Origin of the sequence: Nodosilinea sp. P-1105 (assembly GCF_012911975.1) — a bacterium.
GTDB lineage: Bacteria > Cyanobacteriota > Cyanobacteriia > Phormidesmidales > Phormidesmidaceae > Nodosilinea.
Map to the genome: position 1 here is coordinate 95431 of NZ_SMDQ01000001.1, position 24517 is coordinate 119947.

25 protein-coding genes and 1 pseudogene are annotated in these 24517 nt (G+C 53.6%); 15 read left to right on the forward strand and 11 right to left on the reverse strand.

What is annotated here, in order from left to right; all coding sequences use genetic code 11:
• Nucleotides 1-11: 11 nt before the first annotated feature.
• From nusB to mgtE, 3 genes are all read right to left on the reverse strand, one after another.
• Nucleotides 12-665: a transcription antitermination factor NusB gene (gene nusB / locus E1H13_RS00335; protein WP_169611409.1), complete on the reverse strand. Its 654-nt coding sequence runs from the start codon at nt 663-665 to the stop codon at nt 12-14.
• A 93-nt stretch (nt 666-758) separates the two neighbouring features.
• Complete coding sequence (locus tag E1H13_RS00340; RefSeq protein WP_169611410.1) at nt 759-1559, reverse strand: DUF502 domain-containing protein; 801 nt, start codon at nt 1557-1559, stop codon at nt 759-761.
• 342 nt (nt 1560-1901) lie between these two features.
• On the reverse strand, nt 1902-3278 hold the full coding sequence (mgtE, locus tag E1H13_RS00345) for a magnesium transporter (RefSeq protein ID WP_169611411.1): 1377 nt from the start codon (nt 3276-3278) through the stop codon (nt 1902-1904).
• A 588-nt stretch (nt 3279-3866) separates the two neighbouring features.
• Here mgtE and cobU point away from each other — a divergent pair.
• The 8 genes and pseudogenes from cobU (at nt 3867) to E1H13_RS00385 (ending at nt 12977) form a co-directional block, all read left to right on the forward strand.
• Nucleotides 3867-4454 (forward strand): bifunctional adenosylcobinamide kinase/adenosylcobinamide-phosphate guanylyltransferase, encoded by a 588-nt coding sequence (gene cobU, locus E1H13_RS00350; protein WP_169611412.1) that lies wholly within the window; start codon nt 3867-3869, stop codon nt 4452-4454.
• Between the two features lie 72 nt (nt 4455-4526).
• Entirely contained in the window at nt 4527-5894 is a 1368-nt protein-coding gene (locus E1H13_RS00355; RefSeq protein WP_240966331.1) for a mechanosensitive ion channel family protein, read from the forward strand.
• A gap of 41 nt (nt 5895-5935) precedes the next feature.
• A pseudogene (locus E1H13_RS00360) lies at nt 5936-6208 on the forward strand (Uma2 family endonuclease); the annotation flags it as partial.
• Nucleotides 6209-6391: 183 nt separating this feature from the next.
• A complete protein-coding gene (gene ureC, locus E1H13_RS00365; protein ID WP_169611414.1) occupies nt 6392-8101 on the forward strand; it encodes an urease subunit alpha in 1710 nt (569 codons plus the stop codon).
• 308 nt (nt 8102-8409) lie between these two features.
• Entirely contained in the window at nt 8410-10719 is a 2310-nt protein-coding gene (locus E1H13_RS00370; protein WP_169611415.1) for an NACHT domain-containing NTPase, read from the forward strand.
• A 243-nt stretch (nt 10720-10962) separates the two neighbouring features.
• A complete protein-coding gene (locus E1H13_RS00375) occupies nt 10963-11172 on the forward strand; it encodes a hypothetical protein (RefSeq protein ID WP_169611416.1) in 210 nt (69 codons plus the stop codon).
• Nucleotides 11162-11887, forward strand: coding sequence for a fatty acid desaturase (locus E1H13_RS00380; protein ID WP_240966332.1), 726 nt, complete (start codon nt 11162-11164; stop codon nt 11885-11887). The genes E1H13_RS00375 and E1H13_RS00380 overlap by 11 nt, the downstream gene beginning before the upstream one ends.
• Before the next feature lie 421 nt (nt 11888-12308).
• A complete protein-coding gene (locus tag E1H13_RS00385; protein WP_206069814.1) occupies nt 12309-12977 on the forward strand; it encodes a hypothetical protein in 669 nt (222 codons plus the stop codon).
• Nucleotides 12978-13186: 209 nt separating this feature from the next.
• On the opposite strand, the gene E1H13_RS00390 is transcribed toward E1H13_RS00385, so the two are convergent.
• Nucleotides 13187-14518: a DUF2254 domain-containing protein gene (locus E1H13_RS00390; protein WP_169611417.1), complete on the reverse strand. Its 1332-nt coding sequence runs from the start codon at nt 14516-14518 to the stop codon at nt 13187-13189.
• Between the two features lie 318 nt (nt 14519-14836).
• Between E1H13_RS00390 and E1H13_RS00395 the strand changes: the two genes are divergently transcribed.
• From E1H13_RS00395 to E1H13_RS00420, 5 genes are all read left to right on the forward strand, one after another.
• Nucleotides 14837-15019 (forward strand): CsbD family protein, encoded by a 183-nt coding sequence (locus E1H13_RS00395; protein WP_169611418.1) that lies wholly within the window; start codon nt 14837-14839, stop codon nt 15017-15019.
• Between the two features lie 305 nt (nt 15020-15324).
• Entirely contained in the window at nt 15325-15594 is a 270-nt protein-coding gene (locus E1H13_RS00400; protein ID WP_169611419.1) for a GlsB/YeaQ/YmgE family stress response membrane protein, read from the forward strand.
• Between the two features lie 138 nt (nt 15595-15732).
• Nucleotides 15733-16218: an allophycocyanin gene (locus tag E1H13_RS00405; RefSeq protein ID WP_169611420.1), complete on the forward strand. Its 486-nt coding sequence runs from the start codon at nt 15733-15735 to the stop codon at nt 16216-16218.
• Nucleotides 16219-16635: 417 nt separating this feature from the next.
• Entirely contained in the window at nt 16636-17148 is a 513-nt protein-coding gene (locus tag E1H13_RS00410; RefSeq protein WP_169611421.1) for a response regulator, read from the forward strand.
• A 437-nt stretch (nt 17149-17585) separates the two neighbouring features.
• A complete protein-coding gene (locus tag E1H13_RS00420; RefSeq protein ID WP_169611423.1) occupies nt 17586-17894 on the forward strand; it encodes a ssl1498 family light-harvesting-like protein in 309 nt (102 codons plus the stop codon).
• Here E1H13_RS00420 and E1H13_RS27825 read toward each other — a convergent pair.
• Both E1H13_RS27825 and E1H13_RS00430 read right to left on the reverse strand, forming a co-directional pair.
• Nucleotides 17832-18011, reverse strand: coding sequence for a diguanylate cyclase (locus E1H13_RS27825; RefSeq protein ID WP_169611512.1), 180 nt, complete (start codon nt 18009-18011; stop codon nt 17832-17834). The two genes, E1H13_RS00420 and E1H13_RS27825, sit on opposite strands and share 63 nt — an antisense overlap.
• Before the next feature lie 1179 nt (nt 18012-19190).
• The gene (locus tag E1H13_RS00430; RefSeq protein WP_169611513.1) at nt 19191-19439 is read right to left on the reverse strand and encodes a helix-turn-helix transcriptional regulator; all 249 of its coding nucleotides are present in this window, start codon (nt 19437-19439) and stop codon (nt 19191-19193) included.
• 96 nt (nt 19440-19535) lie between these two features.
• On the opposite strand from E1H13_RS00430, the gene E1H13_RS00435 reads away from it, so the two are divergent.
• Entirely contained in the window at nt 19536-19790 is a 255-nt protein-coding gene (locus E1H13_RS00435; RefSeq protein ID WP_169611424.1) for a peptide ABC transporter substrate-binding protein, read from the forward strand.
• Between the two features lie 179 nt (nt 19791-19969).
• On the opposite strand, the gene E1H13_RS00440 is transcribed toward E1H13_RS00435, so the two are convergent.
• The 4 genes from E1H13_RS00440 to E1H13_RS00455 form a co-directional block, all read right to left on the reverse strand.
• Nucleotides 19970-20128: a Uma2 family endonuclease gene (locus E1H13_RS00440; RefSeq protein ID WP_347404094.1), complete on the reverse strand. Its 159-nt coding sequence runs from the start codon at nt 20126-20128 to the stop codon at nt 19970-19972.
• Entirely contained in the window at nt 20086-20604 is a 519-nt protein-coding gene (locus E1H13_RS00445; RefSeq protein ID WP_169611514.1) for a Uma2 family endonuclease, read from the reverse strand. The genes E1H13_RS00440 and E1H13_RS00445 overlap by 43 nt, the downstream gene beginning before the upstream one ends.
• 548 nt (nt 20605-21152) lie before the next feature.
• Nucleotides 21153-22814, reverse strand: a complete 1662-nt coding sequence (locus tag E1H13_RS00450) for a tetratricopeptide repeat protein (RefSeq protein ID WP_206069815.1) — start codon at nt 22812-22814, stop codon at nt 21153-21155.
• 8 nt (nt 22815-22822) lie between these two features.
• Nucleotides 22823-23074, reverse strand: a complete 252-nt coding sequence (locus tag E1H13_RS00455; protein ID WP_240966335.1) for a hypothetical protein — start codon at nt 23072-23074, stop codon at nt 22823-22825.
• A 14-nt stretch (nt 23075-23088) separates the two neighbouring features.
• Here E1H13_RS00455 and E1H13_RS27605 point away from each other — a divergent pair, with 14 nt between their 5' ends.
• Complete coding sequence (locus E1H13_RS27605; RefSeq protein WP_256378474.1) at nt 23089-23220, forward strand: hypothetical protein; 132 nt, start codon at nt 23089-23091, stop codon at nt 23218-23220.
• 244 nt (nt 23221-23464) lie between these two features.
• Here E1H13_RS27605 and E1H13_RS00460 read toward each other — a convergent pair whose 3' ends face one another.
• Nucleotides 23465-24391, reverse strand: coding sequence for a YihY/virulence factor BrkB family protein (locus E1H13_RS00460; protein ID WP_169611425.1), 927 nt, complete (start codon nt 24389-24391; stop codon nt 23465-23467).
• Between the last annotated feature and the right edge of the window lie 126 nt (nt 24392-24517).

Sequence of the window (24517 nt, forward strand, 5' to 3'; positions counted from 1 at the left end):
CTGGACCGGGTCTAGTTGATCGGCGCATCGGGTACTTTAGCCGCAGACGGGGCGGCCACCTCACCGCTGACTACCCGTCGTAACACCCCATTAATGAACCGATAGCCGTCTTCGCCACTGTAGCGTTTTGCCAGTTCTACGGCTTCGTTGATCGCGACCCGGTCGGGGGTGCCCAAGTATTCAATTTCGACCACGGCCAAGCGCAAAATGTCGCGATCGATGCGGGGGAGGCGTTTGAGTTGCCAGGCTACCATGGCGGTGTTCAGCCGTTCGTCGACGTCCGCCTGGTATTTAGCGGCATTGCTGAGCAACTCTTGGGCAAAGGCGCGCACCTCTTTTTGGTTGGTTAGCTGAATGAACTCAGGTAGCTCTAGGGCGGTGGCCAAACGGTTAATGGCGGCCTGGGTGAGGGTGATGGCCTGTTCTACCATGGAGCGACCGCTGTCTAAATCATTCGCCTTAATATCGCTATCGACGAGCTGACTACTCCCCCGCTTGAGTTCGTCGGCAGCGGTTTCCAGGGTATCTTTAGCCTCTACGGTGAGGGTGTTGACAGCCGCTTGCAGCAGCGCCTGAAAATCTTGGTGGGCGAGTTGGCCGGGTTTGTCAGAAAGCTGACTCATGCCCAGTAGGGCTAACTCGCGGGCAATACTGCGAGCCTGCATAATCGGTATCTCCCAGAGGCGATGCAACGATCAAGCTAGGGCCAGGAATTTCTGGCCTAACCTGACTCTATGGACAATGAAACGACCCCCATCTTAGCAATCTTCGTCCAGGGGTAGGACCGAAAGTTGCTGGTCTTGGGTAAGATCCATGGGCTCTACAGGGGCCAGGTTCTGGCTCCCCTTGCTTAGGGATATAGGATTGTTGGGGGGACCACTATCAACAGTAGACTCTCCCAGGGCGGCATCAATTCGCTCTGGGGGGACCGCTGCCGCCAGGTTAGGTCCGACAATTCCCCCAGAGAGAAGTACTTTAAAAGCCTCCTCGATGGAGATGGCCAGGTTGACCACATCACTTTCGGGCACCACGGCATACCAACCACTGGTGGGGTTTGGGGTGGTGGGGACAAACACACTCAGCATTTTGGGCAGGCCAGGATTAGTGGCGGTCATGGCGCCGGTAACAAAGGCGATCGCCCATATGCCTCGCCGGGGATACTCCACCAATACCACCCGCCGAAAGCGGGTTTTAGAGTCCTGAAAGACAGTTTGCAGCAGCTGTTGCAGGGTTTTGTACACCGAACCAGCCAGGGGGATGGACTGGACTGTGCGTTCTCCCAGGTCTAGCAGCCACCGCCCAGCAATGTTACGGGCCATCAGACCGATGATCAAAATGGCCAGCAGGGGTACGGTTAAACCCACCAGCAGGTTAATGCCATCCACCAGCCATGGGTTGAACCCCTGAAATGGATTGAGCTGCTTGGGAAAGCGCGTCAGTAGTCGGATCACCCAATTGGCGATGGTTATGGTCAGCCAGATAGTTGTGGCCAACGGAATCACCACCAGGAGACCGGCAATCAAGTCGTTTTTGAGGTCTTGCTTGATTTTTTGTAGCACGGGTAAAGAATGGGGGTCTTGCCCTGATAACGGTGATTGATTGAGGATAGGAGAACCGTTTAGATCCATAGGTCCACAACAGCGATAGGTGGTGAAGAGGGCAAAAGCCCACTCTTAGGTCAGTGCGCCGATGCAAATTGACTTAGAACAACCCAGATGCCCACAGGGCAACATTCAATGAATCACAATGCAATAACTATAGTGTAAACATTTGTATCTAAAACGGTCACTAAACCGGCCAACTTAGCCAGGGTGATCTTTCCCTATGGTAGATCAAACCGGTATACCACCTAACCATTCACTCCCATGGCAACTTGACCGGGGTTGTGACGGGGTCGCCCATTAGGACGACCCGATGCCCAAAATATAGCGGGCTAAGCTGAGATATAGCAGCACCCCCAGCACATCCACAACGGTGGTGATAAAGGGTGCCGACATCAAGGCCGGGTCAAAGCCAATGCGCTGGAACAGAATCGGCAGGGCTCCCCCCGTGGTAGACGCCAAAACCGAAATGGCGATTAAGCTAATGCCAACGGTGAAGGCTACCTCTGCATTGTCCTGGAGCAAATAGGCCCAACCCATCACCACAACCCCTAGCATAATGCCCAAAATCAGACCAGCGATCGCTTCCCGCCAAATCACAGATAGGGCTTGCTTGGTGGTGATGTCTGCGGTGTTGAGACCCCGGATCACCACGGTGGACGATTGAGCCCCGACATTACCACCGCTGCCAATCAGTAGTGGGATAAAGGCGGCTAGGACCACCACCTGCTGTAGGACATCCTCCTGGCTGCGAATTACGGTGGTGGTCAAGGTGTTGGTAATCAACAGCACAAACAGCCACACTACTCGTCGCCGGGCAATATTGAACAGGCTGGATTGGAAATAGCTATCTCCGCCTGTCTGGACGCCCCCCGAGGTATAGATATCTTCGGTGGTTTCAGCCTCGATCACGTCGATCAAGTCGTCAATGGTGATGATGCCCACCAGTCGATTTTCAGTATCCACAACAGGGACGGCCAAAAAGTCGTAGCGCTGCACCAGGCGGGCTACATCTTCCTGGTCGGCGTCGGTGCGTACGGAAATTACCTCTCGGGTCATTAGGTCGCCAATGGTTTGCTCGGGGTGCCCGGTGACTAGATGTCTTAGGGAGAGAATGCCGGTCAGTCGCCGGGCGGCGTCAGTGACATATAAGTAATAGATGGTTTCGCTGACAAAGGCGCGACTACGGATATAGTCGAGGGCACGGAGCACGGTCCACTGCTCTTTTAGGGCAATGTACTCGGGGGTCATGATCCGCCCGGCGGTGTCTGCCCCGTAGCCTAGCAGCAGGGCGGTGGCTTGCCGCTCTTGGGGGCTGAGCTGGGCGACTAAATTGCGCACTACCTTGGCGGGCAATTCGTCAAACAGTCGCGCCCGATCGTCAGGGGACATTTTGTCCACAATGTCCCGCACGTCCTGGCGCTTAAAGTCTTCGATCAGGGCCTGCTGCACGGTGGAGTCGAGGTTTTCATAGACTTCGATCGCCTCGCTTTTGGGCAACAGGCGGAAGGCAATGGCTTGCATAGTCTCGGGCAGGCCTTCGATCGCCTCGGCAATGTCAGCAGGCTGAACGGGCACTAGCAGGACCTTGGCCCCTTGCAGGTTATTTTTTTCCAGCAGCACCTGTAGCTGCGATCGCACCAGATCTTGCAGCTCCCGACGGTCTACCGCCACCATAGAGGGTATGTTTGGCGCTTCGCTCAACGCTGGTCCCCTACGCTAAATGTCACTCTAGTCTAGTGGGCCATGGTCTTGGAGAGAAGAGCTAGCCACAAGATTATTGAGGGTTTTGGTCATGGTGCCTGACAACATTGATAAACTCGTAGGTCCAAAAGTTGGAAAAGATTTTTTAGGAGGTGGTTTTTTGTGAGGACATTTTGCCCGAGAACAAACCTCAATGCAGGGAAATGTACATTGACCCAATTTATCTTCAGACATGTTCTGAGAGGCTGGAGAACTATTGCAAGGCCATTGAGGTAAATCCCAAATAGCTAGTACTGCCTGGCAGAAATATGACCACCGTTGCTGAGGGTGTCAGGTGTCGGCATCCCCTCCTGGGAGGGGCAGGGGTGGGTTACACAGGTATCAGGAGTGGTGGGCCGACTTATGCCTCAGAGTACTAGGCATTGGGTTTACTTACTTCACTACAAGCACCAGGTAAGAGATTCCCGAAACTATCAAATTTGGTCGGCTGCATCCCGGTTTCGAATGCTCTGCTCAGAATGACAAAATTGACATGACTCCAGTTGTCCTAGCAGGCTTAGGATGAGAAGTGTTGCTTTTCTCTCTTTGATCTTGCTGATCAAAAGCACTCTTTACCTGGTTACCGGTCCAGCCCGATCGGGCAAAAGCGAATGGGCCGAGGCCCTGGCCGCCCAGTTTGGCCAATCTGTGATTTATGTAGCCACCTCTAAGCTGGACCCAGCGGATCAAGAATGGCAACGGCGGATTCAACAACACCGCGATCGCCGTCCCGAGCACTGGCAATTGTGGGAAGTGCCCCTGGCCCTGCCGGAGGCGATTTTGGCGGCTACGGCCCAGGACTGTTTGCTGGTGGACTCCCTCGGCACCTGGTTGGCCAATACCCTAGACCAAGACGACGACACCTGGCGAGGTACGGTGGAGACGCTCCTGGATAGTCTGCAACGCACCCCCAGCCACGTGATTTTAGTAGCGGAAGAAACCGGCTGGGGGCTGGTACCGGCCTATCCGGTGGGGCGCTTGTTTCGCGATCGCCTGGGGAGTTTAACCCGTCAGGTGGGGGCGATCGCTGGGTCAGTCTATTTAGTGGTGGCGGGCTATGCGTTGGATGTACGACGTTTGGGTGAAGGGGTGGGGGAGATGGGGAGGTAGGGGAGATGGGGAGGTAGGGGAGATGGGGAGATGGGGAGGTAGGGGAGGTAGGGGAGATGGGGAGATGGGGAGATGGGGGAGACGATGATTCGTGTGCGGTTTAGAGTTATTGGCCTGGGGCTGGCCTTTCTGGTGGGGCTGTGTTGCGCCCTGGGGCAACCGGCGGTGGTGCTGGGCCAGGACGAGCTGCCGGACCTCTTTCCAGAACCGGCGGAGGAAGCGGCCCCGGCCCCTAGTCCCCAAGATACCCGAGAGCAATTTTTTGCCGATGTGCTGGTGCGGGGTCGACCGGTGTTGCAGGTGGGTAGCCTGGAGGGCCTTAGTGCGGTGGATCGAGCCCAGCGGATTAACCGCCGCATTGCAGGGTTGCTAAACCAGCAGGTTACGGAACCGATTGCGGTCAATGTTGATCCTGATCAGGAGCTTGCCACTTTGCAGATCAGCAACCGGGTGCTGATGACGGTCACCAGTCAAGACGCCCTGGACTTTGGCACCTCGGTACCGGAGCTGGCCAAGGGCTGGGCCGAGGATTTGACCCAAGCCATGCAGCAGCCTAATTTAGCGGTGGATGTGGCCCAGCGGTTGCAGGGCACTTCGCGGCTCTTGGTGAATGGCCTCATTGAGAACCTGCCTTTCTTACTGGGGGCCTTGCTGGTGATGATTCTGACCTGGCTGGTGGCCCTGCTTGTGCGCCATGCAGCTCTACTTTGGGCGGAGCGCACCGAGGGCGATCGCAATACTGAGCTACTCATTGGCCGCCTCTGCTACGGTGGCGTTTGGGTGTTGGGTAGCATCGTGGCCCTGGGCATTATGGGCCTTAACTTTACCGCCTTGCTGGGTACCCTGGGGCTTACCAGTGTGGCCATTGGCTTCAGTCTGCGGGACATTTTGAGTAACTATATTTCTGGCGTTATTTTGCTAGCGGCTCGGCCCTTTCGCATTGGCGATCAAATTGTGGTGCAAACCTATGAAGGCACCATCACCCAAATTCAGCTGCGGGCTACCACCCTGCAAACCTACGATGGCCGCCTGATATATATCCCCAACCAGGCGATGTTCCGTAGCAGCATTACCAACAATACGGCCTCACCCGTGCGTCGCAGTTCAGCCATGGTGGGCATTAGCTACGAGGCGGATATTGAGCAAGCCATGCAGATTATTCAGGCATCTGTGGCCCAGGTGGAGGGGGTAGAGACGGTTCCGTCCCCGCTGGTGCTGGTGCGAGAACTGGGGCCAAGTACGGTCAACTTAGAAATTTGGTTTTGGGTCAACTCGCGGCGGCAGTCATTTTTAGAGGTGACCTCTAGGGTGCTCAAGGCGATTAAGTCGGCCCTTGAGGGGGCCAAAATTGATATGCCCACCGAGATCTATACAGTCATATTGCAACCGCATGCTGCCAGTAAGACTGATGAAACCGCCATATCTTCCGAGTTGCCATAATCTTATAAAGGAATGGACGTTGGTAGCCGTCAAGGTACGAGATGACCTACACCCCAGCCAAAACCCTCACCCTGGAAGCCTTTCTCGCCCAGTATGGCGATAACCCCCGCTACGAACTGATCGATGGAGAGCTGCGCGACTTGGAACCTACCGGCCCCCATGAGCTAGTGGCTGGCAAAATTGCCGGGTACTTGTTTGCGGAAATTTTGCGCCTCAACCGACCTTGGACGGTTCCTAAAACCTGCTTAATTCAGCCCCCAGCAGCCATAGTCACGGCCCTGAGACCAGATGTGGTGGTGCTAGACGAGGCGGCTTTCGGCTGGGAGAGCCGTTAGTGTCCCCTACGTTTCCAGAGTTATCGCTCCGGCTGGAGGATGTGGGCTAACCAGGGCGATCGCGGCCCCTGAATTCCCTAAAACTGGGCGATTTAATTGACCAACGGCGGAAAATCCCGCATTCTAGAGTTTGGCTGCTGCCCCGTCCCAAAAGGAGTCCCCATGAGCTATCGGATGGATCGTCGTGCCTATGCAGAGACCTTTGGCCCTACGGTGGGCGATCGCGTTCGCCTGGCTGATACGGAGCTAATCATTGAAGTGGAGCAAGACTTCACCACCTATGGCGACGAGGTGAAATTTGGCGGCGGCAAAGTCATCCGCGACGGCATGGGCCAGTCTCCCATTGGCCGCGAGGCGGGGGCGGTGGATACGGTGATTACCAACGCCCTGATTTTGGACTGGTGGGGCATTGTGAAGGCAGACATTGGCCTCAAAGACGGTAAGATTCATAAAATTGGTAAAGCGGGTAACCCCTACATTCAAGACAATGTAGACATCATCATTGGCCCTGGCACCGAAGTCGTGGCGGGGGAGGGGATGATTGTCACCGCTGGGGGTATCGATAGCCACATTCACTTTATTTGCCCGCAGCAGATTGAAACTGCGATCGCCTCGGGCGTCACCACCATGATCGGCGGCGGCACCGGCCCGGCCACGGGCACCAACGCCACCACTTGCTCCCCCGGGGCCTGGAACATCTGGCGGATGCTGCAGGCGGCGGATGCTTTTCCGATGAATTTGGGGTTTCTGGGCAAGGGCAATAGCGCCCAACCCGAGGCCCTGGTGGAGCAGGTAAAGGCTGGGGCCATGGGCTTGAAGCTGCATGAGGACTGGGGCACCACCCCGGCGGCGATCGATACCTGTTTGGCGGTGGCCGATGAGTTTGATGTGCAGGTGGCAATCCACACCGACACCCTGAACGAGGCAGGCTTTGTGGAGGACACCATTGCTGCCTTTAAAAATCGAGTGATTCACACCTACCATACGGAAGGGGCCGGGGGCGGCCATGCCCCGGACATTATTAAGGTGTGTGGCGAGGCCAATGTGCTGCCCTCTTCCACTAACCCCACCCGTCCCTATACCCGTAACACTCTGGACGAGCACCTGGACATGCTGATGGTCTGCCACCACCTCAGCCCTAGCATCCCCGAAGATATTTCCTTCGCCGAATCTCGCATTCGTCGGGAGACCATCGCCGCCGAAGACATTCTCCACGACCTGGGGGCCTTTAGCATGATTGCTTCCGACTCCCAGGCCATGGGGCGGGTGGGGGAAGTGATTCTGCGCACCTGGCAGACGGCCCACAAAATGAAGCTGCAACGGGGACCGCTGCCGGAGGATTCAGAGCGCAACGATAACCACCGGGCCAAGCGCTATGTGGCCAAGTACACCATCAACCCGGCAATCACCCACGGCATTGCCGACCAGGTGGGTTCCCTGGAGGAGGGCAAGCTGGCGGACATTTGCCTGTGGAAGCCTGCTTTCTTTGGGGTAAAGCCCGAAATTGTGATTAAGGGCGGGGCGATCGCTTGGGCTCAAATGGGCGACCCCAATGCCAGCATTCCCACTCCACAGCCGGTGCATATGCGACCGATGTTTGGCAGCTTTGGCGGCGCGATCGCGGCCACATCCCTGACCTTTGTCTCAAAAGTGGCCCTGGATGCTGGAATTCCGGCTCAAATTGGTTTGACCACTCCGGCGGTAGCCTCTACCAATTGCCGCAACCTCAGCAAAGCTGACATGAAACTTAACGACTACCAACCCCGCATTGAGGTGAACTCAGAAACCTACGAGGTGCGGGCCGATGGGGAGTTGCTCACCTGCGAACCGGCTGATGTATTGCCCATGGCCCAGCGGTACTTTCTTTTCTAGCTTTAGTCGGAGATCGGGAGCGTCGGGAAACTGCTCAATGGCTGGCTGGTAGAGGGCAATAGCCTGTTGGACCGCACCTGACCAACAGGGACCTGGGCGCATCCGGCCAGGGCGGTGGTGGAATCTGGATGGGTCTTGAGAGTGGCATCGTAGCGATCAATGGCGTCCCTTGCCAACTAAGGACTTGCGCTAGCTGGCGTTGGGTTCGCTGCTGATTTCTCGAGGTCAGGTCAGGTAAGATAAACGTGATATAAAAGACTACTTTTTTCGGCTGTTTCAACTCACCTTTAGGATGCTTTTTTTACTGTATGGCCAAGCGATCGCTAAAGGCCTCCCCCGCCGGGATTCAGCGGGCTAAACGCGCGTTTGCGCTCAAGGGGTGGACCCAGGACAATTTGGCCGGAGAGGTGAATCTCAAAACCCGGCAGCCAGTCTGGCGATTTTTTACCGGGCAGCCGGTCGATCGGCAGGTATTTATGGAACTTTGCCAGGTTTTAGATCTGGACTGGCGCGAGATTGCCCTCAACCCGCCCGCCGATTTTTTGGAGCCAGGGGAAGACCTAGAGCCCCAGCCGATGACGGTGGATGAGCTGGTTGCAGAGGTGCGATCGCAGCACTACGACACTATTCAGCACCAGTGCGGCGTGCTGCAACTGCTCGACATCAGGTACCCCGTCAACATTGACGACATCTATGTGGATATCAACATTCTCGAAGCCGTTGCCAACCAGCAGTGTTTGGAGGTGGCTGCCCTCAACAATCTAGACCCCGCCAACTTTAACCGCATGGGGTTGGGGATCATCGATCAGCCTCAGATCCCCGGCGTGGAAGCGGTCAAAAACTACGGCAAGCTGCGGGTGCTGGGCAAACCAGGCGTCGGCAAAACCACCTTTTTGCAGCACCTAGCCGTGCAGTGCAACCAGGGCGAGTTCGCCGCCGATCAAGTGCCCATTTTTATTGCTCTGCGGGAGTTTGTCGAAACGTCCAAACGCCAGGGTGATTTTAGTTTGTTCAACTACAGTCGCCAAGCCCTTAGCCTCAGCAGCCCCGACCAGCTTGAAACCCTGCTCACAGAGGGGCGGGTATTGATGCTGATGGACGGCATGGATGAGGTGCTAAATCAGGACATTAACGCCGTTCTGCGAGAAATTCGCAGCTTTTCAGACAAGTACCATCGCAATCGGTATGTCGTGTCGTGCCGCACGGCAGCGCAAAAGCTGGCTCTGCACGGCTTTACCGATGTGGAAATCGCTCCCTTTAGCGAAGCGCAGATCACCACCTTTGTCCAAAAGTGGTTTGTGGCCCTGGGCAAAGCCGCCACCCCCCAGGGACAGGCCAAGGCGGCAGAGTTTGTCGAGAAATTAGATCTGCCCGAAAACTGGCAGTTTCGCCAGCTGGTGGTGACGCCCCTGTTTTTGCACCTGGCTTGCTGGGTGTTTCAGGGGGAGGGGCAGTTCCCCACCAAGCGCACAGCGTTTTATAAGCAGGGTCTCGACCTGCTGCTGGGCAAGTGGGATGAGACCAAGGGCGTAGAGCGCGACGACGCCTATCGAGGGTTTTTGCTGCCCCAAAAAATGCGGCTGCTGAGTCAGCTGGCCGCTGTCACCTTTGAGCAGGGGCAATACTTTTTTGAGCAGCGCACCATCGAGCAATACATCGAAGACTACCTGCAAAATTTGCCCGGGGCGGGCCTCGAACCCGAAGAACTTCAGCTCGAAAGCGAGGCCATGCTGAAGGCGATCGAGGCCCAGCACGGGCTGCTGATTGAGCGGGCCCGGGGCATTTTTTCGTTCTCTTATTTAGCGTTTCAAGAATATTTGACCGCCCGCAAAATCGTTGCCACCCATAACCTGCGGGCGCTAGAGCAGGCTCTGGGAGGGCTGGTCAGCCACATCACCGACCCCCACTGGCACGAGGTGTTTTTGCTCACCGCTGCCATGCTGCGTAGCGCCGACTCGCTGGTGCAGCTGATGAAGCAGGAGATCGACGCCCTAGTAGCCCAGGACCCGCACCTGCAAGATTTTTTGCGGTGGGCCAGCGAGAAATCCCAGACCATTCCCCCCGATCCCAAGCTGGCCACCACCCGCGCCTTTTACCTGGCCCTGGCCCAAAGCACCCACACCGCCGACCAGTTTGCCCTGGCCAGTACCCTCGACCAGGGTATCTTTCTCGATGCGGCGCTGGAAAATTTGCTGATGGAGTTTGCCAGTGACCACAGCCAAGATTTTGCCTACGCCCATGCCTGTAGCGAAGCCCTCAAGAACATTCTGGTGATGGTGCTTGATGCAGGGTTTTACAAGTCGCTACAGCAAATTAAAGACCAGCTGCCCGCCTCTAACCAACACCAGGAGCGGCTGCAAGCCTGGTGGCAAGACAACTACTCGACCTGGGTTGAACAGCTCAAAAGCACTATTATTCACTACCGCAATATTCACCACCCCTGGCAGTTTAGCCCCGAGCAAGAGCAGGTGCTCAAGCGCTACTACGACGCCAACCAGCTGCTGGTGGATTGCCTCAACAGCAACTGCGAAGTGACCGAAACCATTCGCCAGGAAATTGAAGCCACGCTGCTGCTGCCCCAGAAAGAACTGGAGGAGCGGGAATGGCAGGGCAATTGAGAAAAATTGCTGGGCTACCGATACCTCGTAGGGGCGAAAGTCCGGGCTGAGTGCGTCACGCTGAGCGATGACGCACCCTACCATATTCAGGCGTTTTACTGACTTCAGTATTTGAATCAGCTATTTCTGTACCTAAACCAACCCGAGGCGTACTGAATTTTGCATTGGGCCAATGGGGTCAACCAATTTAATCAAGTAATCAAGCGCCCCTCTATTACCGTGACAAATTATGGAGATTGTCTTATGAATAAAGGATTGATCGGATCGCCCAGCTTTTGCCCTGCCCAACACGTTAGTTTTTTGGGTGGCGAAGGTTCTGTAACAAGCTTCAAGTATGAAGCTGAAACTTGGTTCTACATTATTGAAATGATGCCGGGGCCAGAACCAGACTTTGGCAGAGTTGGTGGAGAGACTGCCATATTGCTGAGCGAGGCCGACTTACATGCGGTATGACTCGCACCCAGATCCCTTAACAGGGGTTTTAATTGCCTCAGTTATTTTGTTGCTGTGGGTGGTCAGTCTAGGGGCGCTCTTGTGGGTTGACATCGGTCAGCACAACCTTCTCTGGGTTCTGCCTGCCGTTTTGGGGCGCATTTATATTCAAACTGGTTTATTTATTTTGGCCCATGATGCCATTCACGGGGTGGTCATACCCAGCGATCGCCGTCTGGATCAGGGCGTTGGGCGGTTAGCCGTTACGCTCTATGCTCTATTGCCTTACGAAAAGCTTGCTCTCAACCACTGGAAGCACCACCGATATCCTGGTCAAGCCAAAGACCCCGACTTTCACAATGGCACTGATCGCAGCTTTTTCTTTTGGTATTGGAAATTTATGGACGGCTATATAAATGGCAGGGAAAAGGTTGTCATGCTGTTCAAAATAGCAGCCATAGTTTTAGTAGCTAGTGTTGGGTTTCACATTGTCTTTGCCAATCTATTCCTGTTCTGGCTATTGCCGATCGCGCTCAGTTCAATGCAGCTATTCTTTTTCGGCACCTATCTGCCTCATGGCTCAGAGACTGCTGGATGCGACCATCATGCCGTTAGCAGCAATTATCCGCTGCTTCTTTCACTCTTAACCTGCTATCACTTTGGCTACCATTGGGAGCACCATGAATACCCTGATCTGCCTTGGTATAATTTGCCTTCTGTACGTCAACATCAATAGGGACATAACTCTATCCCCCAGCGATCTCAGTTAAATATTGAGATTAAGCAAGTAAGAAAAAATAACATATTTTAAAATCTATCTATATCGAAAGACAGGTTATTGTTTTTGCTTAACTCTGTATCATACAAACGTAAATACCAAGTTTGCTTAGCGCTTCGATGGTCTCACAGGTAGACTTTCATCGCCGTTCTGATTTTAGTGATTCTGCTATTGACTTTACACAGAATGCTTTAAGGAAGTGCCTTTCGAGAACTTAAAAAACAGTTTGAGCAGTCTCAGATTTTGAGTGGATGTAGACCTTTTGAAGCGGCAGCAATAAAAATTAAAAAATGTTGACGAGCTCTTCCACTGCATCATTCAACTAATTGTCAGCTTTTACTCTATCAGGAGATTACAATGACGTACTCTAATCAACCCATTGGCGATCAACATTGGCGATCAACCCCGAGATAGTCAGCCCTTGGGAAATTATGTTGAGCCTGCTGTTGTTGGCCCGAGTCAGGAATATCACGATATCGTGCGCTGGGGGCCAATTTTTGCTGGTTTGTTTACTGCGATCGCCACTCAACTCGTTCTAGGTGCCCTGGGGGTTGCCGTTGGTCTCACTACCATTGCCAATTCAGGTGCACCCCGATCTAACCTCGGAGATGTAGGTTCGGCTGTGGGTATTTGGTCGATTATTAGCCTGCTAATTGCCCTGTTTATTGGGGGTTGGGTGACTGCGCGAGCCGCTGGCCCGATGAATAAAAGCAGCGCCCTGCTAAATGCCACTATTCTATGGGCTACAACCCTCGCCATTAGTGCTTGGCTACTTTCTGCTGGTGTTTCTGGAGCCTTCGGCATCGTGGCGTCTAACGCCGGTGATGCCATTGGTCAGGCTCAGCAGGGTGGGCTAACGTTACCGGACACAGCGCCCAATGTAACAGCCGATCAAACCAGAGATACTGCGGGTAATGCTGCAAAAGCAGGCTGGTCGTTCTTTATTGGCTCTTTGTTAGCCCTGGCCGCGGCTCTATTTGGTGCCAGTACCGGCACTCGTAGCGTTCGCACCAACTCAAAGTACGCTCCAGCTAAAGCTAGGGTTTAGAACCTAGTACTCTGAGGCAAAGGTAACCCCTATTGGCCTGATTGGCTGACAAAACCTGTGAAATGCCTGCTATCGCGCCACCCAACCTACGAAGGCAGGGTCTACGGTATACGGTGCAAGGTCTACGGCTCGCCTTAAACCGCCTACCGTAAACCGTGGCCCCTAAATCGCATCTCTCGTCATTATTTTTTTGACTGACTACTAGTTTCTTAAAGCTGCTCGATCGCACCAATAGTGTCTAAGTATTGCGCTTTAATATCCTGGCGGTCGAGCTCTTCGACGATGGCATCATGGCTGCCCCGCTTAATCATCTGGGCCTGGCGCCTAAGGGCGGCGCGGTCGGCGGGTCGGTAGGTAAAGGGGGCAATCACCGCGATCGCCTCCAGCAGCCGTATGGTCACCGCCACACTTGACCGCCCATTCTGCCGAATTTGGTTAAAGGCGGCATCGGTGACATCCTCAAATGACAGAGATACCGTCACCAATCGCAGCTGGTTTTGATTATCGTAGCGGTGGGACCAGGGAATGTCACGCCGGGCCAGATGGCACAGGGTGGCACTGATTTGGTCTATACAGCGGATGGCCGTAAACGGATCATTAATGCCTGGCGACAGGGCTCGTACGGCAATCTCGACCAGCTGGTTGATGGAAAATTCTAGGTCTTGCTGGTTGGTGCGCTTAGATCCAAGTACAAAGGCCCCATCAATTTGGGATCTCAGGGACTTATTGACCTTGTCTTTAGGAAAGACCCGCGCCAGTTCGCTACCCTGCACCACAAAGCGACCGGCCCGCAACTGCACTTGAATCATCAGATCGTTCTCTGTGGCAATCTGCATGAGTCGGCCATCGTCAAAAGCCTGGAGATAGCCGTCACCTTTAGCATTGACGGGGTAAGAGTGGCGGTTAAAATCTGCGGGTATATCGGCGGCGGCGGCGGCTCTTTGGCTTAAGAAGCTGTGTTCAGTAGCTTCAGGAAACAGCCGCTGGATGGCTTGCTCTAGGTCGTCGCCGACGGCTGTGATCACGTTATCCACCTGAATGGATGAGGCGGCATGGTGCAGAAAATAAATTAGCACGCCGATGCTGGCGATCGCTAAGCCAATGGCGCAGGTTACCGCTATATGGGGCACAAACTCGCGGCCCTCTGATTCATTGACCGTGCGCAGCACCATCAGGGAGTACACAAAGGTAGAAATAAACGTACCCAGCACTACCTGGTTGCCAGTATCTTGCATAAAATTTCGCAGCAGACGCGGCCCAAATTGGGAAGAGGCCAGCTGCAGCGCCACAATCGTGATGGAAAATGCGGTGGTGGCCACACTCACCATAGAACCCGCGATCGCAGAGAGCACCGCCCGCGACCCGCTAGGCCCCAATGAATATATCAAGTTCACCTCACTGATGACGTCAGACCCTAGCCAGTGGTCAATACCAATGGTAAAAAACGAAAGCCCGATGGCTAGCCCTACCATTAGTGACGGCAAAAACCAAAAGCTAGAGTTTAAGGAATCCCACCATTTGCTTAACTTTGCAGCTTCCATCAAACGTTAAACCTCCTGAGAACCTTCCTTAATCTAATAATAGAATTGAGGAAATTTGCTACATTTTTAGCTAAATCAATCAATTCGAACAGGACTAAAACAGTAGTTCAACTTCTCGGCACCCAAGACCCCAGGTATACGCAAAGTCTCAACGCTTTTTTTCTCGATGACTAAGTTGACTGATTCAACCTGTAATCAGTTGACGCTGTCAAACAACTCATGCATGAAATAGAACTTCCACAGGTAACAATAGACCCATAGGCCGATAAATCTGGACAGACAGAGTCGGTCTAGACCAACTTACAGAAGGATACCTCCATGAGCATTGAAGATAGAGCTAAGGCCGCTGCCAAAAAAGTTGAAGGCAAAGTTGAAGAAACTGCTGGCGATCTAACCGGAAACCACGAAACCCAGGCCAAGGGAAAGGCTAAACAGGCCGAAGGTGACCTGCGCAACACCGTCGAAGACGGCAAAGACAAGGTCAAAAAAGTCATCGACTAGCCCATCGACTAGCCCACCAACATCAACGGTCTGAGTTGATTCCCCGGGGAATCAACTCAGGGTGCATCCCACTTTTGTAACCCACTCCCAGAGAAGCAAGCTACACCCTAGACCCTCTCCCAGGGAGGGCTACTAAGTCACATAAGTCCCGAAACCCTCGCGGACAGGGCTTTCCCTCCATCCCCCAGCCCCTTCCGCCCTGGGAGGAAGGTAGCACCTTGTGCTTGTCAGCGATGCTTTTGGGGCCAGCACTACTGCTGCGAAAGCAAGTCACGCGAAAGCAAGTCAACCTTAAGGAGTAAGTTATGAACATCATTGCCTGGATTATTTTAGGGCTGCTGGCGGGAGCGATCGCAAAGGCAATCGTCCCCGGCTATCAGGGCGGCAACTGGCTAGCCACCATGCTGCTGGGCATTGTCGGCGCGTTTATCGGCGGCACCCTGCACACGTTTCTTCAGAATGGCAACTTCCAAATTACGGCCCCAGGGCTGAGCTTTTTTGGGGTGTTTTTAGCCGTTCTGGGGGCAATCATTGCGATTTTCCTCTACGGCACACTGACGCACAGAAATGTGTAGATCGGTGCAGGCGATCGCAGCTTTGGCCACGGCCCGAGCTGCGATCAGAAGAGGTGCAGGGCACCGCCCATCCCAGCAAACTATTTAGGACGGACGGCTCCGCTGCCCGTGGTCCAGCAACCTAAAAAGGCGATAGAAATGAGCATTGTAAAAACTCTAATTGTCAATGCCGATGCCGAGTGCCGCTACCTGACCCCTGGGGAAGTGGATCAGATCAAGATTTTTGTCGCTAGCGGTAGCCGGCGGGTGCGGTTGGTGCAGGCATTGGCGGATGGGCGCGATCGCATCGTCAAACAAGCGGCCAACCAACTCTTTCAAAAGAACCCCAGTTTAGTGGCCCCCGGCGGCAACGCCTACGGCAAAGACATGACCGCCACCTGCCTGCGCGATATGGACTATTACCTGCGGTTGGTCAGCTACGGAGTCGCCGCCGGAGACACCACCCCCATCGAAGAGATTGGCGTAATTGGCGTGCGCCAAATGTACAACTCCCTGGGCACCCCGCTGGCGGGAATAGGCGAAAGCATTCGCGCCATGAAAACCGCCACCACTTCACTGCTGTCTTCGGCTGACAGCAGTGAAGTGGGCGCGTATTTCGACTACCTGATTCAGGTATTTCGGTAGGTCGCCCAGCCTGACCTTTAGACAGATTATTTTATGAACACCAACCTTGCCACAGCTGTATCGACTTTGGAGAAAACCTACGGTTGTCCCAGCGTGATCGCGCAAAAGCGGTCCCTAGGCGTTAGACACCTGTGCCCCTGCTGCTCAAATGTACTGCTGCGGCATGCACGATCAAACCAGGTTTACTGGCGCTGCGGCCACTGCTATCAAACCATGCCCTTACTCGGAGATAGCGTAGACTTTACGATCTAGGTAATCCGGTAAGCGTCCCTAGAACTATGTTGGCTGAGCGAAGTCGAAGCCAAAACCTAGTCGAAAGTTCCCTTCGACTCCGCTCAGGGGACGGTTACGTAATCCGTACCCCATGGCAGTCTTTGCCCCTGAAGAATTCCTTATACCTTATAGTGGGTTGTCACGATGATCTATGACAGTCAGCTTCTTCTCAACCCTAGCATTCTAGCGGGTGCTCAGATACTGGTCGTTGACAACGATGACGACAGCCGCTGTATTTGCAAAACTTTGTTTGAAACCTGCGGCGCTCAGGTGACAACCCTGGAGTCGATCGCCGATGCAGTGACTCTTTTAGATTACCTAGTTCCCGATATATTGATCTGTGAAATTAGGTTTTTCAATGAAGACTTTTTACCACTGATTCAGAAAGCAAAAAATATTATTTTAGGCCAGAAGGAGGCGATTCCAATCTTGATGGTTTCAGCCTTCTGTGCAGCTAGTTTTTCTCATGACCTGCTGGCAATGGCGGAAGGCCACCTGCTCAAGCCCATTGACATTGGCGATCTCGTCGACGAGGTTCAGAACTTAGTTCGCCCAACACAGGTACTCCAGACCGTCAACAGCCAAGACCGAGTTGTCAAGCCCAGAGCCTGGAAGAAGTCCCACGCTGCAGCCACAGCTCACTTGGCAGCATGCTGAATTAAAGGAGCTTGTCTAAATGTAAACATTAGCTACATTGTCAAACAAATCATACATCCAATTAGACAGCCCGGTGGGAAGTTTGTAGGTAATCATTTATGTCGGCATAGCCTTCTAAAAATCATGGCTTACATCCTTTCTCTATTAAAGTCTAGATCGCCCGATCAATTACCGAGTCCAGTCTCTTCACCGATTCTTTGCTACTACATCAACAATACGGTAGATACGCAAATTATTCGGATGATAAGTGATTCAGTACACTATTTTGAGCGCATCGTCTTTCCAGAAGAGAGAGTCTTATTTGAGGCATTTTTAGAGTCTTATCTAGAAATTTATTCACCTCTTCCAGATGGGGCTCGAATAACTCGATCTGAGTGCAGACTGTTTCAGGTCAATGAAAGCTAAATCCCTAACGGTAGTTTTTCTCAGGAGGCCCCATGACTAATGAAAAAGCCCAGGCACAGGATGCAAACTCAATTCCTAAAAATGCTAGTGACGGCAGCGAGCTGATTCCCGCTGAGGTGAAGGCCAATCTTCGCCACGACGATGATCAGCTCACTAGCGATGTTGCCATCCCAGGTACGACGGTAGACGATGAAGGGCTGATTAACAATTTCGCCACCGAGCCCACGGTATACCCCTCGACTTACCCTTCACCCCGGCAGCAGCGACGATATATTTTTCTAGGGGCCGCAGCCATTTTGCTGGTGGCTATTTTGGTGCTGATTTCTGTCTCGGTTAGTTAAAATTTTGGCCTGGTAGAGGGCCTGATCGGCGTGGCGAAGCAGGGTAGTGAGGTTAGCACCATCTTGCGGAAATAGGGTAATGCCAATAGCTGGTGCTGATGTGCAGCTGATGGTTATCGATGGCGAAGGTAGAGGTCAACTGTTCGAGGCCGACCGGTGGTTTTTGGGCCAGGTAACAAGGAGGATAAGAAATCCCACTGGTCACGGGTCAGGTTGCTGGCATAGAACGACCGCCGATTGATGGACCGACAACAAGATCTGGGATCTAGTCTTACAAAAAGACTCTAGTATCCTAAAATGGGTCTCCATATAAGACCCATGAGTCTTCTAGGTGTACTTTGGGTTCACGGTGATTTTGCCAGGGGTTTAAACGTTTTCCTCTAAAGACAGGAAAAACTAATCAAAGGATCTCATTCCAAGACTAGGCTTAGGAGTAATGAGTCCCATGAAAACAACGCTGAGTCTCATATTGGTGCAATTAGTCAGCCGCCTGGTAGCTACCCAGAGGACGTGAAAAATGCGGGTAATGTTTGCTGGGGTTAGATAAGATCGAGGGTGAAAGCAGCGATCGCCCAGGCAGGTAAAGGGGCTCATGTAGGTGCGATCGCCAGAGTAATGGGCCAAAACAGGGTCTGCAGGGGCCAAAAATTTAGTCCATTTATAGTCCTGTCAATATCAACCCGCCCTGAAACCCTTTTCAAGAAGCAGTTCTAGCAATTTGACTATTTGCATTACCCACAACTACTCAACCGTCACATTAAAGTGTCTATTCACGGACAGGGTGCGGGATGGGTGAACTGAACATCAGGACCTTTCATCCCCTCCCACGGAGGGGTGCCCGTTCGCGTTCGCGAAGCGTTCCGAGGAAAAGCGTTCCGCAGGAAAGGGCGGGGTGGTCCCCTCCCACGGAGGGGTGCCCGGAGGGCGGGGTGGGTTCTTCTGGCTTGCTTGACCCACCCCTACCTACTTCGACAGGCTCAGCACAGGCCTCCAAAGGAGGGGATTTTGGACCTTGATGCCATCAAACCTTTACATCTGGAAACCCTAAATTCAAGTCTTGACGCTGCACTAAGCACCAGTCCGGGAATTAAGCATCTCCACTATCTTTATTTGGGACCAGAGCAAGCCAAAAGAAGACTAGATAAAATATGAATTAGTCTCATTTTGAGATGTACTCTATCTGGCGTTAGCAATCGAGGTGATTCGTCAAAGTGGGATGAGCATCTTGCCTATATAGGCGGGCCACCTACTATACGGATCCTCACGATTCATGCAGGATTGCCATAGCCCCTGAGATCAGTCCTCCAAATCCTCAGGGCTGATTAGCTCTCCTAAGTAAAGCGTCACAAACTCCTGTGCCGCTTTGGGATTCACAGAATTTAGCGCCTTCACAATCTCGGAGACAGTCTCCGCTGTAGGATCTCGCTGCTCGTGAAACCACCGAAACACCACTGACCGACGCACGCCCAAAAGCGTCGCCAACTTGTTCTGGCTAATCTCGTAGGTTTCCAAAACTGTTTTCAAGGCATGCCCGGCTCTTCCCATGCCCTGAATGATCTCAGAGGGAAGAAACGTCGTAAATGGACACTTAATGGCGTACATTCACTATATGATGACAGTGTAAGCCAATGAGTGTCCATCATGATCTCTAACTTCCAGGCCACTGACGCGAAATCCAAATCCCTAAACCCTCTGGAGCAGCCTGCTCCTGTGCCCCAGCCCCATCAAGAAACCGTTCGCATTACCGTCACCGGCTCCCCTGAAGGGGTAAAAGCCGTCATCTACGACCTGCACAGCCGCCGCTTTGCTGAAGCTAACGACTGGTGCCCCCTAGTACCCACTGGCAAGGTAGGTGAGGTTATGACAGTTCTGATAAAGCGAGTGTGGGTTGATTGAGCGCTGATCGACAAGCCCCTATTGCCCTATTTGTCAGGGCCGCTAATTCTCGGGGCCAATGAAAGCGGCCCAGTAATAATGCTGACAGTCCCCACCCTGGTGTCCAGGCGGAGCATTAGTTTTAGTCTTGACGCTACAGTCTTGACGCTGCGTGGCCTAACCCTGACCCCAGCGCACCGTCAAAAGAATTGACTCACAGTCACCCTAAACCCAGGCAGAACGGGGCTCGTCAGTTGATCATCAGCATAGAGAGAAACCGCTAACTTCAGTAGCCCCCCCTCGTGGCGATACACCTCTAGTTTGCGCTGTTTGCGGTCCGCGATCCAATATTCCAACACCCCATAGGCAGGCTCTCGCGGCGATAGACCTCTAGCTTACGCTGTTTGCGGTCTGCGATCCAATATTCCAACACCCCATAGGCAGAGTAGATTTTCAGCTTTGCGTCTTTGTCCCGCCGTTCGTTCTTTTCCCCAGGCGACAAAATTTCCACGACTAGTTCTGGGGCGGCAATCAAGTGCCCGGCCTCGTCCAGCATGGTATCTAACCGCTCATGACTGGCCCACACCATGTCTGGAATCACACTATCAATCTCAGAAAACACCAATCCTGGGTTGACTGCGGCCTCGCCCAAGCCGATCTGTACCGACCAGCCTTCTAAAGCCATACCAATTTTGACAGAGACATTTTGATGCTTCCAGTGAGGGGCTCTGGTCGCAAACAGCTCTCCATCAATAATTTCGTAGCGCCGCCCGTCCTCAGGCAACACCTCTAAATCCGCAACCGTCCAACGGACATTTGTGTTGGCAGACATCATTGCGATCGCGGCCTCATAACCACTACTGGGCATTAAGCGTGGTGAAAACTGTTCCCCTTTGTGAAAACTTTTCCCCATTCTAACCACCTACCTTGAGCAGCGGTGCAGTAGGTCAAGATCCCAGGGTTCTTAAGTTGATTGGCCATGAGTTTCTGGGTATTCCAGGGCAGAACCCTCCTAAGGAAACAGTGCTCCAATCGTAGGGTGGGCTCTGCCCACCAGCCCCAGGAAACACCCTCACAAGGTTTCTGCCCGCTCCATCGAAGGGCACCGCCGTTAGTCAACCGCTGGGATCTATACCGGTGGCCTAGCTCCCCACCGCTTAACCGATTTGAAAGTCAGTTATGAGACTCAAGCGTATTTTATTGGGTCTTTTAACTGGCAGGACTGGTCTCAGGTTGAGATAGATCTTGTTTAGGGACGTGCAGGCAAATAAACTACCCGCTGATCGGGCTTGCTCCCCAGGGGAGCCATGACATGAACGACTTCGCTCAGCCCTCGATCACTGAAGGTTGAGCGAAGTCGAAACCTGGCCACTGGGTACACTATTAACCCGCAGATCTCTCAATCATCGCCCAGGCCTCTTCGCCGTTAATCAGCGCCTGGGTCACAGGATGGTCCGAGAGTTGATCCGCCTGTCCCGCCTCCAGGACAGCCTGGATAAAGGTCTTGAAGTTGTTGTAAACGGTTTTAAGAGAGGGATGATTTTCTGGGAGAGCTTTTGAAAAAATCGCCAACGCCCGCAGATAGAGCGGTTCTGCCTCCCCATAGCGGCCCATCGACTCGTACAACGCAGCCAGGTTATTCAGGCTGGTGGCCACATCAGGGTGATCTGCCCCGAGTTGGTGTTCTCGAATCGCCAGCGATCGCTCATAAAGCGGTTCCGCCTCCCCATAGCGGCCCATCACACGATACAACTCGGCCAGGTTATTCAAGCTGGTGGCCACATCAGGATGATCTGCCCCAAGCTGGTGTTCATAAATTGCCAGCGACAGCTCAAAGAGCGGTTCCGCCTCCCCATAGCGGCCCATCGACTTGTACAACAAAGCCAGGTTATTCAGGCTTTGGGCCACATCAGGGTGATCTGCCCCGAGCTGGTGTTCCTTAATCGCCAGCGATCGCTCATAAAGCGGTTCGGCATCTCCATAGTAGCCCATTGCACGATACAACTCGGCCAGGTTATTCAGGCTGTTAGCCACATCAGGGTGATCTGCCCCGAGCTGGTGTTCTCGAATCGCCAGCGATCGCTCATAGAGTGGTTCCGCCTCCCCATAGCGGCCCATCGCGTAGTACAACGCAGCCAGGTTATTCAGGCTAATGGCCACAGAGGGGTGGTCCGCCCCGAGCTGCTGTTCATAAATCGCCAACGCCCGTAGGTATAGCGGTTCCGCCTCCCCATAGCGGCCCATTGCACGATACAACTCGGCCAGGTTATTCAAGCTGGTGGCCACATCAGAATGATCTGCCCCGAGCTGTTGCTCCCGCCGCTGTAGCGCCTGACGATAGGCCCCTTCAGCCTCCGCATAGCGCACCTGGTCTTTCAGGGCTTGCCCCAAACTGTGATACAGGCTCGCCAACAGCGGCGAGTCGGGGTCCTGGACCAGCAACTCATCAATCTGCCGCTGCAAGTTAGCCGGGTCGGCGGTGGTGGCGGTCTGCTCCTGGCGTTGTATCTGGGTCTGGCTCGGGTAACGCTCTGGGGCAAAGGCCCAGGCCATCGGCTGGGAAAACTCAAACACCCCTCCCCGCCAGCTCCAAAAGTCTGGGGCCTGGTTTGCCAGGGCGGCGGCAATTCTGGGGGTCAGCCACAGCACCAGGGGCAACTGAAACCCCCGCAACGACTCCCGAGTCCACTGCAACGAAAACAAAAACTGCTCCAGGGCCGATTTGTCCTGGTTTAGCCGCAACCCCAGCAGTTCGTCGGCCCCCAACACCGTCACCACCGTTGCCGGATGGGTGGCCAGGTCGGGCTGTTGTGCCAGATGTGCTTGCAGACTGCGTTTTAGGCTGGGTTGCTGGGGGTCCAGGCGCAGGCGATCGCAGCGGGCTCCTTTACCCCGCAGTTCCGTTTCATAGGTAGCGATAATCTCATCTCGATACTTCCAGTTATCGCAGATTGCCACCAGCAGGTTCAGCCGCCCATAGCTGGACTGAATCGACCACACCAACCGGCGCAACTGGTGTTGATTTTCGGCCGCCCCATCCTCCATGGACAACCTCACTTAATCAGCTGTTTCGGCTGCATGTCAATGGCCAACCGCTTCAGCAGGGTCGACTTGCCGCAGCCCCGGTGCCCGGCAAACACAAACTTGCCATTCTTCACCGACGCCTCGATCTCGCGCTTCAGCCGCACCATCACCGCCAAGCCATAGTCCACCCGAAACCGCTCGATATCCTCCGGCTCCACCAGGGGGAACAGGCCCAAGTCTTTGTAGGCTTGCTGAAATCGCTCTAAAAGCGCCTGATCCATACCACCCAACACCGATGAAACCCCTCTATGGTACCGCCAAAGCCCATGGCTGCGTCAGCTTGGGTCAACTCAAGCCTGAAGAGACCCACCCCGCCCTCCGGGCACCCCTCCCAGGAGGGGATGTGGCCGACTGTCCTACTGCATGAGATTCCATCGAACTGGTAATCCCTCTTAGAGCTAGACTCAGGTGATTCAATTTGGGTCTCAAAAAGAGTTCACCGAGTATCAACAAGAGATGGGCTATCTGGCTACTAACTCCCCCGTACAGATCCCAGGGTTCTTGAACTCATGGGTGTGAGTTACCCGGCACCCTGAGGCAGAACCCTGGGATCTTGCTCCTCTGCCTCCTGTCTCCTGTCTCCTGTCTCCTGTCTCCTTCCTCCTGCCTTCCTACAGCTCTAGAGAGCGGTTGCGACGGCTGCCAAACAGGTAGGCATAGATATAAGAAAACTCACACCCCAAGAAAAAAATCTGAAAAGTTAAATAGATCCACATCATCAAAATCATCACCCCGCCGATCACCCCGTAGGAGCTGTACTGGGCCCCAATTTCAATCACACTGTTACTCACTAGTTGTTGCAAGGCAAGCAACAACACCGTCGATAGTAACGCCCCTGGCCATACATCCTTCCAGGGGGTATGAGTGGAGGGTAAAAATCGCAGGAGTAGCAGCACCGCTAGGGCTAAAATCAACGTCGAAGACCCGAGCTGCAACAACCGAGCAATGGGCAGGTTATCGAGGTCTACGAACTGCACTGTGTCTTCAAACTGAGCAATCACTGTCATCACCACTCGAATAATGATCGTAGACAAAAGGGAGAGTAAGAGTAAGGCCGCCGTACCCAAGACCAGGGCAAAGGAAACCAACTTTTTACTCACCACCGCGATCGCTGTTGCTTTAAGACCTTCATTATCATTTTGAGAGGGTTCTATTTGCCAAATCCGATCAATCGATCGATCGAGCGCCCCAAAAACACTACTTGCTGTAAACAGCAGCACCACAAAACTAATAGCTCCAGCGGCGACGCTATCCTGGTTCAGGTTTGTTAGTGTATCTTCGACGATGCCCACTGCCCCCGGTGGCAAGGTTTCATCAACGAAATTCAGCACCTGGGGAAAGGCATCGCTCTCTGGTCCCAGCAAAAAACCGGTCACGCTCAAAATCACTAGCAGCACTGGAAATAGGGAAAATATGGCGTAGTAAGACAGGGCGGCCCCCATTTCTAGACAGTTATCCTGTAACCATTTCATCACAGTTTTGATCATCAGCTGGGCTGGCTTCGAGGGCAGGAGAGTGTGTCGAACGTAATCAATCATCGGCTTGATGTCTAAGCTACTTTTCTCTGACGTATGAACCCTGCACAAAATGGCTTAGGTTTGAATAAGAAAGCCTGGGGAAATCTGTCTTCAGAATTCATATTTCTACCTAATAGTAGTGGGTTT

What these genes read in the sequence shown, in the direction of transcription:
- E1H13_RS27605 (WP_256378474.1), top strand. Translation starts at nt 23,089, where the DNA reads ATGAAACCCCTCTATGGTACCGCCAAAGCCCATGGCTGCGTCAGCTTG.
- E1H13_RS00380 (WP_240966332.1), top strand. Translation starts at nt 11,162, where the DNA reads ATGCGGTATGACTCGCACCCAGATCCCTTAACAGGGGTTTTAATTGCC.
- E1H13_RS00450 (WP_206069815.1), bottom strand. Translation starts at nt 22,814, where the DNA reads ATGGAGGATGGGGCGGCCGAAAATCAACACCAGTTGCGCCGGTTGGTG.
- E1H13_RS00445 (WP_169611514.1), bottom strand. Translation starts at nt 20,604, where the DNA reads ATGATGTCTGCCAACACAAATGTCCGTTGGACGGTTGCGGATTTAGAG.
- E1H13_RS00390 (WP_169611417.1), bottom strand. Translation starts at nt 14,518, where the DNA reads ATGGAAGCTGCAAAGTTAAGCAAATGGTGGGATTCCTTAAACTCTAGC.
- E1H13_RS00420 (WP_169611423.1), top strand. Translation starts at nt 17,586, where the DNA reads ATGACTAATGAAAAAGCCCAGGCACAGGATGCAAACTCAATTCCTAAA.
- E1H13_RS00430 (WP_169611513.1), bottom strand. Translation starts at nt 19,439, where the DNA reads ATGGGAAGAGCCGGGCATGCCTTGAAAACAGTTTTGGAAACCTACGAG.
- cobU (WP_169611412.1), top strand. Translation starts at nt 3,867, where the DNA reads ATGAGAAGTGTTGCTTTTCTCTCTTTGATCTTGCTGATCAAAAGCACT.
- E1H13_RS00410 (WP_169611421.1), top strand. Translation starts at nt 16,636, where the DNA reads ATGATCTATGACAGTCAGCTTCTTCTCAACCCTAGCATTCTAGCGGGT.
- ureC (WP_169611414.1), top strand. Translation starts at nt 6,392, where the DNA reads ATGAGCTATCGGATGGATCGTCGTGCCTATGCAGAGACCTTTGGCCCT.
- E1H13_RS00455 (WP_240966335.1), bottom strand. Translation starts at nt 23,074, where the DNA reads ATGGATCAGGCGCTTTTAGAGCGATTTCAGCAAGCCTACAAAGACTTG.
- E1H13_RS00400 (WP_169611419.1), top strand. Translation starts at nt 15,325, where the DNA reads ATGAACATCATTGCCTGGATTATTTTAGGGCTGCTGGCGGGAGCGATC.
- mgtE (WP_169611411.1), bottom strand. Translation starts at nt 3,278, where the DNA reads ATGGTGGCGGTAGACCGTCGGGAGCTGCAAGATCTGGTGCGATCGCAG.
- E1H13_RS00395 (WP_169611418.1), top strand. Translation starts at nt 14,837, where the DNA reads ATGAGCATTGAAGATAGAGCTAAGGCCGCTGCCAAAAAAGTTGAAGGC.
- E1H13_RS00460 (WP_169611425.1), bottom strand. Translation starts at nt 24,391, where the DNA reads ATGATTGATTACGTTCGACACACTCTCCTGCCCTCGAAGCCAGCCCAG.
- E1H13_RS00355 (WP_240966331.1), top strand. Translation starts at nt 4,527, where the DNA reads ATGGGGGAGACGATGATTCGTGTGCGGTTTAGAGTTATTGGCCTGGGG.
- E1H13_RS00370 (WP_169611415.1), top strand. Translation starts at nt 8,410, where the DNA reads ATGGCCAAGCGATCGCTAAAGGCCTCCCCCGCCGGGATTCAGCGGGCT.
- E1H13_RS00375 (WP_169611416.1), top strand. Translation starts at nt 10,963, where the DNA reads ATGAATAAAGGATTGATCGGATCGCCCAGCTTTTGCCCTGCCCAACAC.
- nusB (WP_169611409.1), bottom strand. Translation starts at nt 665, where the DNA reads ATGCAGGCTCGCAGTATTGCCCGCGAGTTAGCCCTACTGGGCATGAGT.
- E1H13_RS00435 (WP_169611424.1), top strand. Translation starts at nt 19,536, where the DNA reads ATGATCTCTAACTTCCAGGCCACTGACGCGAAATCCAAATCCCTAAAC.
- E1H13_RS00405 (WP_169611420.1), top strand. Translation starts at nt 15,733, where the DNA reads ATGAGCATTGTAAAAACTCTAATTGTCAATGCCGATGCCGAGTGCCGC.